Origin of the sequence: Actinomadura syzygii (assembly GCF_008085905.1) — a bacterium.
In the GTDB taxonomy this organism is placed as follows: domain Bacteria; phylum Actinomycetota; class Actinomycetes; order Streptosporangiales; family Streptosporangiaceae; genus Spirillospora; species Spirillospora syzygii.
Window position 1 is genome coordinate 190390 of sequence record NZ_VSFF01000017.1, and the last position, 16695, is coordinate 207084.

At 69.7% G+C, this 16695-nt stretch carries 14 protein-coding genes; 9 read left to right on the forward strand and 5 right to left on the reverse strand.

All coding sequences use genetic code 11. The annotated features are described in order from the left end of the window. Window positions 1-75 precede the first annotated feature (75 nt). Complete coding sequence (locus FXF65_RS39185) at window positions 76-2166, reverse strand: DNA gyrase/topoisomerase IV subunit B (RefSeq protein ID WP_148355486.1); 2091 nt, start codon at window positions 2164-2166, stop codon at window positions 76-78. A 212-nt stretch (window positions 2167-2378) separates the two neighbouring features. On the opposite strand from FXF65_RS39185, the gene FXF65_RS39190 reads away from it, so the two are divergent. The 3 genes from FXF65_RS39190 (at window position 2379) to FXF65_RS45650 (ending at window position 4710) form a co-directional block, all read left to right on the forward strand. Beyond that, a complete protein-coding gene (locus FXF65_RS39190; RefSeq protein ID WP_148355488.1) occupies window positions 2379-3281 on the forward strand; it encodes an ABC transporter ATP-binding protein in 903 nt (300 codons plus the stop codon). After that, a complete protein-coding gene (locus FXF65_RS39195; protein WP_222868982.1) occupies window positions 3278-4345 on the forward strand; it encodes an ABC transporter permease in 1068 nt (355 codons plus the stop codon). The genes FXF65_RS39190 and FXF65_RS39195 overlap by 4 nt, the downstream gene beginning before the upstream one ends. 134 nt (window positions 4346-4479) lie before the next feature. Continuing rightward, complete coding sequence (locus FXF65_RS45650; RefSeq protein WP_148355490.1) at window positions 4480-4710, forward strand: DUF7455 domain-containing protein; 231 nt, start codon at window positions 4480-4482, stop codon at window positions 4708-4710. A 106-nt stretch (window positions 4711-4816) separates the two neighbouring features. Here the strand turns inward: FXF65_RS45650 and FXF65_RS39205 are convergent, their stop codons facing one another. Beyond that, window positions 4817-5548 (reverse strand): GNAT family N-acetyltransferase, encoded by a 732-nt coding sequence (locus tag FXF65_RS39205; protein ID WP_148355492.1) that lies wholly within the window; start codon window positions 5546-5548, stop codon window positions 4817-4819. Window positions 5549-5571: 23 nt separating this feature from the next. Here FXF65_RS39205 and FXF65_RS39210 point away from each other — a divergent pair, with 23 nt between their 5' ends. Further along, entirely contained in the window at window positions 5572-6312 is a 741-nt protein-coding gene (locus tag FXF65_RS39210; protein ID WP_148355493.1) for a YaaA family protein, read from the forward strand. A gap of 67 nt (window positions 6313-6379) precedes the next feature. On the opposite strand, the gene FXF65_RS39215 is transcribed toward FXF65_RS39210, so the two are convergent. From FXF65_RS39215 to FXF65_RS39225, 3 genes are all read right to left on the reverse strand, one after another. Beyond that, on the reverse strand, window positions 6380-8056 hold the full coding sequence (locus FXF65_RS39215; RefSeq protein ID WP_148355495.1) for an RNA polymerase sigma factor: 1677 nt from the start codon (window positions 8054-8056) through the stop codon (window positions 6380-6382). A 254-nt stretch (window positions 8057-8310) separates the two neighbouring features. Next, window positions 8311-10476: a SpoIIE family protein phosphatase gene (locus FXF65_RS39220; protein WP_148355497.1), complete on the reverse strand. Its 2166-nt coding sequence runs from the start codon at window positions 10474-10476 to the stop codon at window positions 8311-8313. Window positions 10477-10839: 363 nt separating this feature from the next. Then, the gene (locus FXF65_RS39225; RefSeq protein ID WP_148355499.1) at window positions 10840-11421 is read right to left on the reverse strand and encodes an HhH-GPD-type base excision DNA repair protein; all 582 of its coding nucleotides are present in this window, start codon (window positions 11419-11421) and stop codon (window positions 10840-10842) included. Window positions 11422-11515: 94 nt separating this feature from the next. Here FXF65_RS39225 and FXF65_RS39230 point away from each other — a divergent pair, with 94 nt between their 5' ends. From FXF65_RS39230 to FXF65_RS44945, 5 genes are all read left to right on the forward strand, one after another. Further along, complete coding sequence (locus tag FXF65_RS39230) at window positions 11516-12220, forward strand: molybdopterin-dependent oxidoreductase (protein ID WP_222868983.1); 705 nt, start codon at window positions 11516-11518, stop codon at window positions 12218-12220. After that, window positions 12207-12974 carry a cytochrome b/b6 domain-containing protein gene (locus FXF65_RS39235; RefSeq protein ID WP_281289000.1) on the forward strand — a complete coding sequence of 256 codons (768 nt, stop codon included), beginning with the start codon at window positions 12207-12209 and terminating at the stop codon, window positions 12972-12974. The genes FXF65_RS39230 and FXF65_RS39235 overlap by 14 nt, the downstream gene beginning before the upstream one ends. A gap of 60 nt (window positions 12975-13034) precedes the next feature. Continuing rightward, entirely contained in the window at window positions 13035-13283 is a 249-nt protein-coding gene (locus tag FXF65_RS39240) for a hypothetical protein (protein WP_148355503.1), read from the forward strand. A 190-nt stretch (window positions 13284-13473) separates the two neighbouring features. Beyond that, entirely contained in the window at window positions 13474-15012 is a 1539-nt protein-coding gene (locus tag FXF65_RS39245; RefSeq protein WP_148355505.1) for a hypothetical protein, read from the forward strand. A gap of 103 nt (window positions 15013-15115) precedes the next feature. After that, complete coding sequence (locus FXF65_RS44945) at window positions 15116-16687, forward strand: TY-Chap domain-containing protein (RefSeq protein WP_222868985.1); 1572 nt, start codon at window positions 15116-15118, stop codon at window positions 16685-16687. Window positions 16688-16695 lie beyond the last annotated feature (8 nt).

Here is a 16695-nt window from a genome sequence, read left to right on the forward strand (position 1 = left end):
CGGCGCTCGGCTGGAGTTCGCCTTCTCCACCGCCGGGTGGACACGCCCGGACGGACGCCGGGCCGTCGCCGCCGCTCACACGTCGATGCGCTCGGCGTCCAGCTCGGACGCGCCCGCCGTGATGAACGCCCGCCGGGGCCCGACGTCGCTGCCCATCAGCAGGTCGAAGATCTTGGCGGCCTCGTCGGCGTCCTCGATGCGGATCCGGCGCAGGATGCGGTGCCGCGGGTCCATGGTGGTCTCCGCGAGCTGGTCGGCGTCCATCTCGCCGAGGCCCTTGTACCGCTGGACGGGCTCCTTCCAGCGCTGGCCCTTGCGCTCGAACTCCACCAGCTTGCGGGTCAGCTCGCCGTCGCTGTAGCAGTAGACGTACTTGTCCTGCCCCTTCCTGGGCTTGATCAGCTCGATGCGGTGCAGCGGCGGGACGGCGGTGTACACGCGCCCGGCCTCCAGCATGGGCCGCATGTAGCGGTACAGCAGGGTCAGCAGCAGGGTGCGGATGTGCGAGCCGTCGACGTCGGCGTCGGCCATCAGGATGATCCGGCCGTAGCGGGCGGAGTCGAGGTCGAAGGTGCGGCCCGAGCCGGCCCCGATCACCTGGATGATCGCGGCGCACTCGGCGTTCTTCAGCATGTCGGCGACGGACGCCTTCTGCACGTTGAGGATCTTGCCGCGGATCGGCAGCAGCGCCTGGAACTCGGAGTTGCGGGCGAGCTTCGCGGTGCCGAGCGCCGAGTCGCCCTCGACGATGAAGATCTCGCTGCGGTCGTCGGCGGTGCGGCAGTCGACGAGCTTGGCCGGCAGGGCGGAGTTCTCCAGGGCGTTCTTGCGGCGCTGGTTGTCGCGCTGGGTGCGGGCCGCGATGCGGGTCTTGGCCGCGCCGACGACCTTCTCCAGCACAGCGCGGAGCTGCTGCTTCTGCCCGCGCGCCGGGTTCTCGAAGATCTCGCGCAGCTCGCGGGTGACGACCTGGGACACGATGCGGGTCGCCGCGGACGTGCCGAGGACCTCCTTGGTCTGGCCCTCGAACTGCGGCTCGGGCAGCCGGACCGTGACGACCGCGGTGAGCCCTTCGAGGACGTCCTCCTTGATGACGTCCTCGTCGCCGTTCTTGAGCAGCCTGGTGGAGCGCAACTGCTCGTTCAGGATCTTGAGCACGGCGCGGTCGAAGCCGCGCACGTGCGTGCCGCCCTTGGGGGTGGCGATCACGTTGACGAACGACTTGGTGATGGTGTCGTAGCCGGTGCCCCAGCGCATCGCGATGTCGACCTCAAGGTCGCGCTCGACGTCGGTGGGGGTCAGGTGGCCCTGGTCGTCGAGTACCGGGACTGTCTCGGTGAAGTGACCCCGCCCCTGGAACCGCAGGACGTCGACGATGGGCACGTCCTTGGCGAGGTAGGCGCAGAACTCGCTGATGCCGCCGTCGAACCGGAACGTCTCGTCGAGGACCTCGTCGCCGCGCTCGTCGCGGACGTCGATCGTGAGGCCGGGGATGAGGAACGCGGTCTGCCGCATCCGGTCCAGCACGAGCGACTGCTCGATCGTGGCGTCCTTGAGGAAGATCTGCAGGTCGGGCCAGAACCGGACGCGGGTGCCGGTGACCTTCTTGGCGACCTTGCGGGTCTGCCGCAGCCCCGACTTCTTCTTGAACCTGGCGTTCGGCCGCCCCTCGTCGGCGAACTCGCCGGGCAGGCCGCGCCGGAAGCTGATCGCGTGGGTGAACCCGTCGCGGTCGACCTCGACGTCCAGCCGCGCGGACAGCGCGTTCACCACGGACGCGCCGACCCCGTGCAGCCCGCCGGACGCGGTGTAGGACACCCCGCCGAACTTGCCGCCCGCGTGCAGCCGGGTCATGACCAGCTCGACGCCCGGGAGGCCGGTCTTGGGCTCCAGGTCGACCGGGATGCCGCGGCCGTTGTCGGACACCTCGAAGGACCCGTCGGCGTGCAGCGTCACGCCGATGTGGGTGCAGTATCCGGCGAGGGCCTCGTCGACGCAGTTGTCGACGATCTCCCACAGGCAGTGGGCGAGGCCCCGGCTGTCGGTCGACCCGACGTACATCCCGGGTCGCTTGCGCACGGCCTCCAGCCCCTCCAGCACCGAGAGGTGCCGGGCGGAGTAGCCGTGCGGGTCATCGGTGGTCGCTTCGGCGGTCGCGGCGGTCAACGTGCGTGCGCTCCTCGGGGGTGGGACGGTCGGCAGAAGGGTACCCCCGGCCACCGACAATCCTCCGAAAGGCTCGCCGCCGCGGACGTTCCGGCACGTCCGGCGCGGCGGTCCCGGTCGACTCGCCAGGCTACCGCGCTCCAGCATCTAGACCCGAACGTCCACCTTTAGGTGGGTGTGCGGTGAGACGCGGCTTCCCTATCGTCCTCCGCATGGCTCAAACGATCGAGGTCACGGGCCTCCGCAAGCGTTACGGGGACGTCCGGGCCGTGGACGGGGTGACGTTCGGGGTCGAGGAGGGCGAGTTCTTCGGCATCCTCGGCCCGAACGGCGCGGGCAAGACCACGACCCTGGAGATCATCGAGGGGTTGCGGGAGGCCGACGAGGGGGACGTGTCCGTGCTGGGCCTGTCCCCATGGCCGCGGAACTCCAAGCTGCTCCCCCGGATCGGCGTCCAGTTGCAGGCGTCGTCCTTCTTCGAGCGGCTCACCGCGCGCGAACAACTGCGGACGTTCGGCTCCCTTTACGGCGTCGCCTCCAAGAAGGCGGACGCGATGCTCGACCTGGTGGGGCTCGGCGACAAGGCCGACGTCCGGGTGGAGAAGCTGTCGGGCGGGCAGGCGCAGCGCCTGTCCATAGCGTGCGCGCTCGTGCACGATCCGGAGCTCCTGTTCCTGGACGAGCCGACCGCCGCACTGGACCCGCAGGCACGACGCAACCTGTGGGACGTCCTCCGGGAGATCAACACAGAGGGACGCACGATCGTCCTCACCACGCACTACATGGACGAGGCGGAGAGCCTCTGCGACCGCGTCGCCATCATGGACGCGGGCCAGATCCTCCAACTGGGCCCGCCCGCGACGCTGGTACGCGGCCTGGACGCGCCCGCGCGGATCAGCGTGGCCACCGGCGTCCTCGCGGTGGAGGACGCGCGGCTCCTGCCCGGCGCGGACGACGTCGCCGACGACGGCGTCTCGCTCATCATCACCACCCGCGACCCCTCGGCGGTCATCGCCGCGATGGCCGCGAAGGACGCCCTGGACGGCGTCCAGATCCACGGGGCGACTCTGGAGGACGTCTTCCTGGAGCTCACCGGACGGGAGTACAGGGCGTGAGCACGTTCGAGAGTTTCAAGAGCCTTTCCCGGGCCATGTTCCTGGGCTTCCGCAGGGACCGGACGGCGCTGTTCTTCACGGTGCTGTTCCCGCTCATGTTCCTGGTCGTGTTCGGAGGCATCTTCGGCCACCAGACCACGTCGAAGGTCAAGGTGCTGGAGGTCGGCCCGTCGGTCGTCCTGGACCAGGCCGTCGCCCACGGCGACCTGGCCAAGGTCATGAAGGTGACCAAGACGTCCGACCGTGCCGACGCCCTGCGCAAGGTGGAGAAGGGCGACGCGGACGCCGTCATCGAGCAGCACGGACCGGAGCTCGTCGTCCACTACTCGGCCGCCGACCAGGTCAAGTCGGGGACCGTGCGCGGTCTGATGGACTCGCTCGTCCAGTCGGCCAACCTCGCCGCCACCGGCAAGCCGCCCGCGTACAAGGTGACCAACCAGCAGGTCGAGGACGACTCGCTCAAGGCCATCCAGTTCTTCACGCCCAGCCTGCTGGGGTGGGCCCTGGCGTCGGCGGGAGTCTTCGGCGCCTCCCAGACGCTGGTGACCTGGCGGACGAAGGGCATCCTGCGCCGACTCCAGCTCTCCCCCGCCCCGATACCGACCGTGTTCGCGGCGCGTGTCGCGGTCAGCCTGGCCGTGGCGCTCGTGCAGTTCGCGTTGTTCGTGCTCGTGGCCCAGTTGCCCATGTTCGGGTTGCAGCTCGGCGGGTCGTGGTGGATGGCGATCCCGATGGTCCTGTCCGGGGTGCTGGCCTTCCTGGCGATCGGCATGCTGATCGGCGCGTGGGCCAAGACGCAGGAGACGGCTCAGGCGGTGACGCAGTTGGTCGTCCTGCCGATGGCGTTCCTGGGCGGTTCGTTCTTCCCACTGGACGATGCACCAACCTGGCTGAAGGGTCTGTCGTACATCTTCCCCCTGCGCTACCTGAACGACGGGATGCTGAACGTGATGGGACGCGGCCTAGGGCCGATGTCCGCGCTGCCGCAAATCGGCGTTCTGCTGGGTGTCGCGGTGGTAGGCACCCTGATAGCCATGCGTTTGTTCCGATGGGACGCCGCTTGAGGCGATGTCGCCCGCTGTGACGTCAGTCACTAATTGGGCCATTCTGCTGTGGGCGTACGAAGAACCAGGTTGGGAACGTCAGCGTCGGGTTAGATGTTGTCCTAAGTACCGACCCCGAGCATGAGGAAGGTGCCGTGACTGGAGCCCTTGCCCCAACCAAGCCGTTGTCTGTCGCAGACCGCTGCGACCGCTGCGGTGCCCAGGCCTACGTCCGTGCAGTCCTTGTAGGCGGCGGCGACCTTCTGTTCTGTGCCCACCACGGGCGCAAGTACGCAGAGGCTCTCCGCGCCAACGGGGCCGACATCCAGGACGAGACCGACCGACTCATCGAAACCCCGGCCTCCGCCCCGGTCGAGGAGCGGTAGTTCCCCATAGACAGGGCCTGATGAACGGCGGCCACCGGAAACGATGGCCGCCGTTCGCATTCCCTGAGCCGGAACGCACGACTTCAAAGAGTAATTAGTCAATCACCTATCGTGACTCGACGGTGTCATTCTTCACGCGATAGTGGTAGATCCCGGCCCGCTCGAAGCCCTCCGCCTCGTACATGGCGACCGCCGGAGCGTTCCGTTCGACGACGACCAGGTACGCGCGTTCGCATCCCTGCTCCCGTCCCCAGGCGAGGAGGGCCCGCAGTACGCGCCGTCCCAGGCCGCGCCTGCGCGCTTCTGGTGAGACGGCCATCGCGTACACGCCGAGCCACTCTCCCTGGGGGACGCCACGTCCGACGGCGAGGCCGCCCAGGGACGCATAGCCCGCCCGCACGCCGGTGAGGATTCGTTCCGCCATCGGGAGCTCGTGACCGTAGCGGCCGTCCACGGACCACCAGAGGTCCAGCCATTCCCTGGACGGTATGTCGGCGATCCGTACACCGTCCCCTTCGGGAACGTCCGGCAGAGCGGCCACCATGGCGAGCGTCGGATCCACCAGATCGTAACCGCGCGCCTCCAGGAACCCGTCGAGTTCCGCGGGCTTCGCCTGGGCGTCGATCGAGAACACGGTCGGCAGGCCCAGCTTCTTGTAGAAGCGCTCCGCCTGATCTACGGCGTGCCCCACGTCCCCTGGGTCGCTTAGAGGCAGGACGGAGTTGGCCCGCTTGGTGACACCTGCCGCATGCCGGAGCAGCCAGCCGCCCATATCCTTGGTCGACGGCGCGGGCCACGCCTCGGCGACCAGCCGTCCGACCTCTGGGAACCGCTCCATCAACCACCGCTTTCGGGGGGATCGTGCACATCCTGCTGCCGCCGTCGGAGAAGAAGGCTAGCGACGGGGACGGTCCGCCCCTCGACCTGGGCTCGCTCAGCTTCCCCGGCCTCAATCCGGTGCGCGAGCGCGTCCTGAAGGCCCTGGTGCGGGCGAGCAGGCGGAAGAACGCGGCTGAGGTGCTCGCCCTCCCGCCCGGCCAGGCGGACGAGGCCCTGGCCCGCAACCTCGCCCTGCGGGAGGCGCCGACCCTGCCCGCCGCGCGGCTCTACACGGGCGTCCTCTACGACAACCTGAGGCTCGCCGACCTGGACGCCGACGCCGCCGGGCAGATCATCGTCTTCTCGGGGCTGTGGGGCGCTCTGCGGCTCACGGACCGCGTCCCGCCCTACCGGCTCGCCATGGCGGTCTCGCTGCCCCCTGCCGGCCGTCTGGGGACGCTCTGGCGCCCGCCCATAAGCAAGGCCCTGCGCCTGGACGACGACCTGGTCGTCGACATGCGCTCCGGGCCGTACGCGGCCGCGTGGAAGGCGCCCGGCCCGGCCGTGGCGGTGCGCGTGTTCCGGGAGCGGCTCGTCGGCGGCGTGCCCAAGCGGACCGTGGTCAGCCACATGGCCAAGGCGACCCGCGGGCGGATCGCGCACGACCTGCTGAAGGCGGGCGCCTCGCCCCGGACCCCGGAGGAGCTCCTCAAGACCGTCGCCGGGCTGGGGCACACCGCGGAGCTCAACGGCGCGAACCTGGACATCGTCCTGCACGACTGACGAACCACAGCTCCTGAAACGAAACAGGGCCCCTTTCCGTAGAAGGGGCCCTGCGTTCGCGTTCTGATCAGTCGAGGTAGTCGCGCAGCACCTGGGACCGCGACGGGTGACGCAGCTTCGACATCGTCTTGGACTCGATCTGCCGGATGCGCTCCCGGGTCACCCCGTACACCTTGCCGATCTCGTCCAGGGTCTTCGGCTGGCCGTCGGTGAGGCCGAACCGCATCGACACCACGCCCGCCTCGCGCTCGCTGAGCGTGTCCAGGACGGAGTGCAACTGCTCCTGCAGCAGGGTGAAGCTGACCGCGTCCGCCGGGACGATGGCCTCGGAGTCCTCGATGAGGTCGCCGAACTCGCTGTCGCCGTCCTCGCCCAGCGGGGTGTGGAGCGAGATGGGCTCACGGCCGTACTTCTGGACCTCGACGACCTTCTCAGGGGTCATGTCGAGTTCCTTGGCCAGCTCCTCCGGGGTGGGCTCGCGGCCCAGGTCCTGGAGCATCTGGCGCTGCACGCGGGCCAGCTTGTTGATGACCTCGACCATGTGCACCGGGATGCGGATGGTGCGGGCCTGGTCGGCCATCGCGCGGGTGATCGCCTGCCGGATCCACCAGGTGGCGTACGTGGAGAACTTGTAGCCCTTGGTGTAGTCGAACTTCTCGACGGCGCGGATCAGACCGAGGTTGCCCTCCTGGATCAGGTCCAGGAACAGCATGCCGCGCCCCGTGTAGCGCTTGGCCAGCGACACCACCAGCCGGAGGTTGGCCTCCAGCAGGTGGTTCTTGGCGCGGCGGCCGTCCTCGGCGATCCACTCGAAGTCTTCGAGGTCCTCCTCGGACATGGCGGCCGCGGCGACGGCGAGGCGCTCCTCGGCGAACAGCCCGGCCTCGATCCGCTTGGCGAGCTCCACCTCCTGCTCGGCGTTGAGCAGGGGGACCTTGCCGATCTGCTTCAGGTAGTCCTTGACCGGGTCGGCGGTCGCGCCGGCGGCGGCGATCTGCTGCGCGGGCGCGTCCTCGTCGTCGTCGCCGAGGGTGAAGCCCTCCTCCTCGGACGGCGAACCGCCGGTCGGCTTGCCCGGCGCGGCCTCCTTCGCCGCGGGGGCGGGCGCGGGCTCCTCCTCCTCGGTCTCGGCGGCGTCGTCGGTCTCGGCGGCGTCGTCCTCGACGAGCTCGACGTCGTCGAGATCGGCGAGGTCGGCGTCGAGATCGACCTCGACGTCGTCCTCGACCTCGGGGTCGTCGGCCGACTTGGAGTCGGCGGCGGGCTTGGTCGGGGCCGGCTTGGCGGCGGTGGCCGCGCGCTTCTTCGCGGCGGCCTTCTTGGACTTGGCGGCGCCCTTGGCGGGCGCGGCCTTCTTCGGCGCGGCGGGCTTGACGGCGGCGGGACGCGGCTCGGCCACGACATCCTCGGCGGCCGCGTCGTCACCGACGACCGCGGTCACCGTGTCGGGCTGCTCCTTGGCCGCGGCGGCAGTCCTGGGCCTGCGCGCCGGCGGCGTCGCGCGTTTGCGCGAACGCTTAGGCGCCGCGGAGTCGGCAGCGCTCACCATGACGGTCACACCCTCCTTGCTGAGGCTCCGCAGAATGCTGGAGGCCGCAGACACGGGGATGTCGGCCTCCTCGAACGTACGTCGTACGTCGTCGGCTTCGAGGCGATTGCCCTGGGACCGTCCACGCTCGATCAGTTGCGCGATGACGTGATCGTGCAGATCTGACGCTTTCGAGGTCGAGCTAGCAGGCGACACAAATACCTCTCGAACGAACGTGTGGCTTGGCTGACCCAAGTGCCCTGACGGGCCCGGCCTCACACTGGGTGGGACCACACACGGAACGAACCTCCCGGTGCGGGACCGCAGCGTACCCGCTCTCTCTGGGTCAAGCATTCTGGCACTGCTGCGCATTCCGCCTTGGAGGTCCTACCCGGTAACTCTCCACCTTAGAGGGCGCGGGACGGTCCTTCGTACGTGCGACGCCGTTCTTCGGCCGTTGCCGGCGGGCGTCACCCGGACTTGGGCGGGACGTGCAGGGCAAGCACGGTCACATCGTCTACCTGCTCATACCCGGCAAGCATCCGATCGACCAGGAAGTCGACGAGTCTTTCGGGATCTCCTACCACTTCAGGTGGGGCGTCCGCGGCCACGGCGACAAGCTCCTCCAGCCCGGCGTCCACCCCACGCCTACGGTTCTCCACAAGTCCATCGGAATAGAACACCACAGTGTTGCCGGTCTCGATGGAAAAACTTGTCTGCTGTCGCTGGCTCGGCCAGCCGAGGGGAGTCCCGGGCTCACGTGTGCTGACCCGCGCGGGCGAGTCCGGAGAGATCAGGAGGGGCGGCGGATGGCCCGCGTTGCTGAACTCACCGTGGCCGGTCTCGGGGTCGATGACCACGTAGGCGACGGTGGTGAACTGCTCTTCGTCCTCGGTCGCGCTGAACAGGCGGTCGAGGCCCGCGAGGACGGCGGCGGGACGCGGATCGTTCAGGGCGAGGGCGCGCAGGGCGTTGCGGACACGTCCCATTCCGGCCGCCGCCAGGACGCCCTTGCCCATGACGTCGCCGACGGCCACGGCGAGCCGGTCGTCGGGAAGCCGGAACACGTCGTACCAGTCGCCGCCCACCTGGACGTGGCGGGTGGCGGGGTTGTACCGGGCGGCGAGCACCATTCCGGGCAGCTGAGGGAGGTCGCTGGGCAGGAGGCTGCGCTGGAGCTCTTCCGCGGTCTTGTGCTCGCGTTCGAACAGGAGGGCTCGTTCGACGGCCAGGGCGCACTGCCCGGCGAGCGCCTCAAGGAAGACCCGCTCCTCCTCGGTGATCTCCCTAGGGCGGGTGAACGAGAAACGAAGCGCGCCTATGGGCGCACCGGCCGCGAGGAGCGGAAGACCCACCCAGGCACGTTCCTCCGTGTGCTGGGCGAACAAGTCCCGCTCGCCGTGACCGAGTTGCAGGCGCAGGCTGTCAGGGTGCTCGGCCAGGAACGGACGGCTCTCGCGCACCGCCACCGACATCACGGTCTGGTCGCTGACCTTGATCTCGTCGCGGGAGGCGAGCCCAGCCTCGCCCTCGGCGCCGGGCTGGCCGACGATGCTGAGGCGGAGCTTGTCGTCGTCCAGGAGCGCCACGGCGGAGTAGTCGGCGCCGATGGCGGACCGTCCGACCTCGGTGATGACCTGGACGACCTGGGACACGGTCAGCGCCTCGGCGAGCATCGAGGTGGCCTGCTGGAGGCGCGCCGTCCGCAGCGCCGCCGCGGAGAGCTGCTCCGTCAGCCGACCGCGCATCTCCTCGGCCTCGCGCTGCCCGGTGACGTCGGTGTTGGCGCCGACCCACTCGATGACGGCGTCGCCCTCCCAGATGGGCACGGCCCGGACGTCGAAGTGCCGGTAGGTGCCGCTCTTGGTGCGGACCCGGTAGTTGGTCTCGAAGACCCGGTTCTCGTCGACGCACTCGGTCCAGACGGCCTCGATGCGGGGACGGTCCTCGGGGTGCACCACCGAGAGCCAGCCGCCGACCGCGTAGTCGTCCGGCGTCTGGCCGGTGATCGCCCGCCACTCCGGCGCGTCGTCGATCACGCCGCCGCCGGGCGCCGCGACCCAGACCACCTGGGCGCTGGCCTCGACGAGCGAGCGGTAGCGCTGCTCCTTGCGGCGGATGACCTCCTCGGCCCTGCGCCGCTCGGTCACGTCCAGCGCGGTCAGGACGACGCCGACGTGCTCGCCGTCGCCGCCCTTGGCGGGCAGCCAGGTGCAGGCGAGGATCCGCTCCTCGGTCGCCGTGGACACGCCCGGCGCGTCGGGCGACGCCGTGGGGACCGGCGGCGCGGGCGCGGCGGCCGGCGCGACGGGCCCGCCGGACGGGACGACGAGGTCGAGGTCGCTGAGCGGGCGGTTCTCGGCGATGACCTTGCGCAGGGCCGACTCGAAGGCCGTCGCGAGCGCCTCCGGCAGCACCTCGCCGGGTCTGCGCTTCTGCAGGTCCCGGACGGACACGCGCAGTAGCGCCGCGAGGGCGTCGTTCGCCCTGCGGCAGCGCAGTTCGCGGTCGAAGAAGGCGAGCCCGGCGGGCGCCTCGGTCAGCAGGGTCGCGTACAGCGCGGCGTCGGACGCATCCATGGGCTGGCCCTCCACCCCTGAGACGCGGGGATGCGGAACGGACGTCTCGGTGCTCATGGACAACACCTCCGCCCCAGAGGGTCCCGTACCGCGCGGCAAGTTTTCATCACTATGAGTGAATGGGAGCAGGCTAGCGCTCCCGCCTCCATCACAACACCGGTCGGAGTCAGGTATTCATCATCCCGATGGTTCGCCGTGGACGGAAGCCCTGATGAACATCATCGTCACTTCGACACCAAGCGAACACGGTCGGATTCGGGCACCGTCGCCGTGGACATGGGGAGGCGGTCCGCGAGGACGGCGAGTAGGAGATGTTACGGCGATCGGGCGTCACAGGGCGTCAACTCGGCGGGTTCGGCGCGTCCGCGCACGCGAGGGCGCATGTGCGGGCACGATCGCGGGACGAGTCGACGAGGACGGCTAGCGGGCGTTCTTGGCCGCGGACTTCATCTCCTGCTTGAAGGCGCGGACCTTCGCGAGCGACTCGGGCCCGGTGATGTCTGCGACCGAACGGTGAGAGCCTTGCTCCCCGTAGGCGCCCGCGGCCTCACGCCAGCCGTCGGGCTGGACGCCGAACTGCTTGCCCAGGAGGGCGACGAAGATCTGCGCCTTCTGCTTGCCGTACCCGGGGAGGCCGTTGAGGCGCTTGAACAGCTCTTTGCCGCTGTCGGCGCCCTTCCACACCCGCTCGGCGTCCCCGTCGTAGTTCTCCACAAGGTACTGGCACAGTTGCTGCACCCGTTTGGCCATGGAACCGGGGTACCGGTGGACGGCGGGCTTCTCCGACAGGAGCGCCGCGAACCGCTCGGGGTCGTAGGCGGCGATCTCGTGCGCGTCCAGGTCGTCGGAACCGAGCCGCTGGGCGATGGTGTAGGGCCCGGTGAACGCCCACTCCATCGGGACCTGCTGGTCGAGCAGCATGCCCACCAGCGCGGCCAGCGGGCTGCGTCCGAGCAGCTCATCGGCCTCGGGACGCTGGGCGAGTTGTACCTTCGTGGCCATGCGCCCAGCTTAGAGCCGGCCCCGGATCTGTCAGAAGTCTTACGGGAACCCTCGGAACCTGGCGCGACCAGCGCCGCGGTGCTCGAATGGGGACGTGAACGAGGACGAACGGGCGGAAGGCAGCCCCGTCGGACGGCGGGTCGTGCTCGGGATGCTCGGCCTCGGCGTCGCGGGGGTCGCCGTGGGGGCATCGCTCCAAGACAAAGTGAGCCGCGCCCTGGCGCCGGCGGGGTCGATCGGGGACGTCCTCCCGGCGGCGGGTGGTTTCCGCTACTACTCGGTCACGGGGAGTGTGAAGCGGCACAGTGTCGCCACCCACCGCGTGACCGTTAGTGGCCTCGTCGACAAGCCTCGGTCTTTCGGAATGGCCGATCTGGCGGGGTTCCCCCAGACGGTGCTCGACAAGGATTTCCAGTGCGTGACGGGATGGCGTGTCCCGGACGTCCGCTGGGTGGGTGTCGCCCTGCCCGACCTCCTGGACGCGGTCGGAGTGTCGCCCCAGGCCCAGGCGGTGCGGTTCACGTCGTTCGACGGCGTCTACACCGAGTCGCTGACGTTGAGCCAAGCACGCAGGCGCGATGTCCTTGTGGCGACGCAGATGGACGGCAAGCCGGTCACGCACGATCACGGCGGGCCGACCCGCCTCTACGTGGCGCCCATGTACGGCTACAAGTCGCTGAAATGGCTCGGCGGCATCGAGCTGACAGATCGGGTCAAGCCTGGCTACTGGGAGAACCTCGGATACGACGTGGACGCCTGGGTGGGACGGTCGAACGGGCGCGATGATGCACCAACATGACGCTGCGCCGCCCGCGCGGACATGGTTGCTGCGGTTCACCCGCGCCGAACGTGCGATCCACCACGTGACCGGGTCGCTGATGCTGATCTGCATTGCGACCGCCGCGTGCCTGTACCTCCCGGCGTTGTCGACGCTGGTGGGTCATCGGGAGACGCTCAAGACCGTTCATGTCTGGTGTGGGTTCGCGTTGCCCGTTCCGATCATCCTTGGTCTGATTTCTCGGGCGTTCAGGGCCGACCTCCGCCGGTTGAACAGATTCGCTCCGCACGACTGGGAGTGGCTCAGGCGCCGCGACCGCCGGGCCGTCCGCGGTGGACGCGGAGTGCTGCCCGTGGGCAAGTTCAACGCGGGTCAGAAACTGAACGCGGCCTTCGTCGCGGGCGCGATCCTGCTGATGCTCGGCACCGGCGAGATCATGACGTTCCCCGATCCTTGGAGCGACCGGTGGCGGACGGGTTCGACGTTCGTCCACGACTGGCTCTTCCTCGTCATCGTGGCGGTGACCGCAGGGCACCTTTGGGAGGCGCTCCGGGACCGGGGTGCGCTCCAGGGAATGCTCACCGGGCGCGTCGACCCCGACTGGGCCGCACGGCACCACGCGGGCTGGGCGGACGCCTCGCAGCGGTCGCACGACACTGTCCCCACATCACCGGATGGGGATAACTCCCAGGTCAATGATGTGGACGCGGAGATGGACAAGTCCTCCGCCGAAGATGACTCAGAATTTGCGAAACGTCGGCCCGGAACGTCTTGACTCTCCCCGCAAACGCGCTGGAATGGGACATCGGAACCCCGTGCGCGGAGGTGTGCGCTCATGCATGCACTGGCCGATCACCGCAGCGTGACCCGTGAGGCGCTCGCGCGACGGCTCTGCGACGAGTTCACGTCCTTTCCGTCGGGCACGGTGCATCGATGCGTGGCCGACGTGCAGGCGTGCATGACCCATCTGGGTCTCGAGGCCACTCCCGCGAGGGTGGAGCGGATGGCCCGGGAGCACCTCACCGGGATACTGAAGTCCGAGCCGCCGTCCGGCCGGAGCCCCGCGACCGGCGTGGACGGCTGAGCGGACGGAGCGGCCGCCCGGCGGCCCCCTACCGCCCGGTGCCCCCTGTCTTCGGACGTGTCCTGGACATCGCGCACGGCCGATCTGAGAGGCTAGAAGGGTGAGTCCCCGCCACCGCCACCGCCCCTCCGGGGAACCGGGCCGGGACCGTCCCCCACCCCCCGACGAGGTCTCGGCGATATTCGACGGAATGCTGCTGCATGCCCGCGAACTGCTCGCCCTGCGCAGCCCCCTGGACGCCGAGCTCGTCATCAGCGAGATCCTCGGTTCCTGGTGGGGGCGACGCGTACCGGACGGCGACGTCGAAGAGGTCATCGGCGAACCCCTGGTCGACTACGCACGGACCGCGGGCACCCCCGCCGCGCTGGCACTGCTCATAGGGATGGCCTACATGGGCACCCCGCGGCAGGCCGCGAAGGCGGAGGGCGCGGCACTCGAACTGATGGAGAACGGCGTCGCCAGACCGGGATGGGCCGACCGCGTGGGAATGGTCGCCCCCGAGGAGTGCTACGTGTCCAGGGACGTCTACGGCGACCAGGACTCCATCGTCTGCACCTACACCTATGGGGGCGCGGAAAGGCACGCCTTGGTCATCCTCGTCGACCGCAACAAGGGCGGGCCCATTCAGCCGGCGGGCTTTCCGTTCGTGCCCGCCGCGCGTCCCGGAAGGACGCCGTCGGTCGGGATGGTCAGGGACGCGTGGGTCTCGTCCAGGGTCGACACCCTTCTCGACCACTGCCGCCGCGAGGGACGCGAGAACCCGCTGATGCGGTTCGAGGAGTACGACCCGCGCGATGCGAAGGCGCTGTTGCAGAGCGCGCTGGACCTCACCGACGACACCGACGACCCGCCCGTGAACGAGAACTTCGGCTCGTACCACGCCTTCGTTCGCGCGCGCGTGGACATCCTGCCCCCGGGTGGACGTCTCCCCCAGGCACCGGTGCACGGGCGTGACAGGCGGGCCACGATCGCGGCCCGGTTCCTCGCCTCGGACGAGGCGGACGGCCTCTCCGACCTCTCGGCGGCCAGCCGGTGCGTCGACCGCATCATCGACTACGGCTGCGCGCACGATTTCGGAAGGCCGCTTCGGGTCAGTCCCATCAAGTGCGAGATGTTCCTGCTCGACTGGCTGCCGCGGAAGGTTCTGCTGTCCCCGTCCGAACAGGAGGCCGTGCCCCACGTCCTCGCCGCCTGGGTGAGGTGGGCGGGCAAGCGCACCGGATTGCCCGAGGAGGGGATCAGGGCGACCTTGGACGCCCTGTGGGACGCCACCGCGAAGTTCGCCGAGGCCTACCGCGACCCGGCCGCTTTCGGTCTCGACCGTGAGCTGGTCGACCGGCTGCTGCCGGACGGTGATCTGGAGGCGCTTCCGCGCAGGGCGTTCGCGCTGCCCTTCCTGTCCGGCACCCACAGGCGGTCGGGACGGCACGGATTCATCAACCTGTCCACCCTGGACCCGGCCGACCCCGATGACCGGCGCGCCATCCTGGAGTTCGAGCATCCGGGCGCGGACGAGGAGCACATCGTCGCGCACGAACGCCTGACCGAGCGGCTCTGGGACGGCGAGCCCCCGCAGCTATGGGAGACCGCCCGCTCACTCCTCGACGTCGGCTACGAACGACACGAGATCCTGCACAAACTCATCGATGTGCTCGACCGTAACGGGGACGAGCCGGAGGCCCTCAGACAGGCGCTGCGTGTGCTTCGTCACGAACCCCCGCCGGAGTGAACTCCCGGTTTGCGCGCGGCGTCCCCGGCGGTAATCATCGGGTCTCGGGCATGGTCTCGCGGGGCCCGGGGGCCCCGCCCCCTGGCCGTAGGGAGTGATCTTGTTGGAGTGGTCCGAGTTCGCCTGGCGGCTGGGACGCGAGCTGGCGGGGCTCGAACGGGACACGATCCTCATCGTGCGGGAGCGCGACGAGAGCCGACACTACGTGCAGGCCATGCGGGAACCGGACCGGCTCTACGCCGAGGCCGTCAGCAACAACTTCCTCGAAGGCCCGCTCCTGCTCACCCTCGCCGACGAGGAGGTCATGAGCGAGGCGGGCTGGCGTCCGCCGTCCGACCCCACCCCGCGCAACTGGTGGACGGAGCTGCCCGATTTCGGCACGCCCGGCGGGATGCGGTCCGTGACCGAGGGCGACTTCTCGCGGCTGGCCGGCGTGATGGTCACCGCCCTGCGGGACGTCCAGGGCGTCCGGCGGCCGTCCGACCTCGTGTACGAGTCGTTCCACCGGCACGGCACGGGGCTCATCGAGCTGACCGATTTCGGTATCGACGTGGCCGACCCGTCGCGCGTGAACAAGCGCCGCGCGTCGTCGTCGGGCCCTCCGGCCGCGGCCGACGCACTCGCGGGACCGACTCCCCCACCCGTCGGCACGCCGCCCACAGGGACGTCCATGCCGCTTGAGGGCACCTCCCGTGTGAACGCCGAATTGCTAGAGCCTCGTCTGGCCGAGGCCAAGGCGAACGGTGACAACACCACGTACTTCAGGTTGCTGGCCAACGCCGATCTGGTGCTCCCCGCAAGCGCGAGCGCGGTGGAAGACCCCGACCGTGCCGAGTTCCCCACCATCAGCATCGGCAGCAGTACCTACGTCACGGTGTTCACCTCACCTGGCGCCTTGGCGCGCACGGGCGAGCGGCGTCCCGGCCTCTACCGGCGGACGTCGTTCGCCCAACTCGCGTCCGGGTGGCCCGACCCCACCTGGCGGCTGGCCATCAACTGGGGGCTGCCCAGCGAGGTCCTTCTGGACTCGTCCGTCATCGACCGGTTGCACGGAGAACTGCACGGAGACCCGCGTGCGACGCCTCCGCCTGTGCAAGGCGGCGCGAATCCGTACGGGACGGTCGATCCGACCGCGCTCGCCGGGCCGAACCCCGTCGCCGGTGAGCCCAAGCGTCCCAGCAGCGCCCTGAACGGTTCCGCGGCGAGTCACGCTGGACACGGTCCTGAGACGCACGACGATTCCCATACGGCGATCGATCCGTACTCTGCGGCCGACCTACACGCCGCGCTGGATTCCGGGACGTCGGAGCCGGATGCGTCTGGCCCTGGCACGTCGGGTGGGTCTGGCGCATCGGGTGGGTCTGGCGCGTCCGTGCCGAATGTGCCTGCCATGCCTTCGATACCTGAGACCCGGCCCGTTGAGCGCGTGGCGCCCGAGCCCGTACCCGTAGAGCAGGTGTCCTCCGAACCGGAGCCCGCTCCTCTGGGTGCGCCCACGAACAGGCCGAGGGTCGCCCAGGAGCCGACCGGTGTTCCACTGCGGCCGCCGCATGGCACGCGCCTCTGGCACTCGGCCGGTGAGGGCGACGAGACCCCGCTGGCGGTGTACGACGCCATCGGTGGCGCGTGGACTCCGGTGAGGGCCGACGCGGTTCCCGCTCCGCGATCCGAGTGAGGCGCCGC

Coding starts and splice junctions, on each gene's coding strand:
- FXF65_RS39245 (WP_148355505.1), top strand. CDS start 13,474: ATGCTGCTGCATGCCCGCGAACTGCTCGCCCTGCGCAGCCCCCTGGAC.
- FXF65_RS39205 (WP_148355492.1), bottom strand. CDS start 5,548: ATGGAGCGGTTCCCAGAGGTCGGACGGCTGGTCGCCGAGGCGTGGCCC.
- FXF65_RS39225 (WP_148355499.1), bottom strand. CDS start 11,421: ATGGCCACGAAGGTACAACTCGCCCAGCGTCCCGAGGCCGATGAGCTG.
- FXF65_RS39235 (WP_281289000.1), top strand. CDS start 12,207: ATGCACCAACATGACGCTGCGCCGCCCGCGCGGACATGGTTGCTGCGG.
- FXF65_RS39190 (WP_148355488.1), top strand. CDS start 2,379: ATGGCTCAAACGATCGAGGTCACGGGCCTCCGCAAGCGTTACGGGGAC.
- FXF65_RS39220 (WP_148355497.1), bottom strand. CDS start 10,476: ATGAGCACCGAGACGTCCGTTCCGCATCCCCGCGTCTCAGGGGTGGAG.
- FXF65_RS39240 (WP_148355503.1), top strand. CDS start 13,035: ATGCATGCACTGGCCGATCACCGCAGCGTGACCCGTGAGGCGCTCGCG.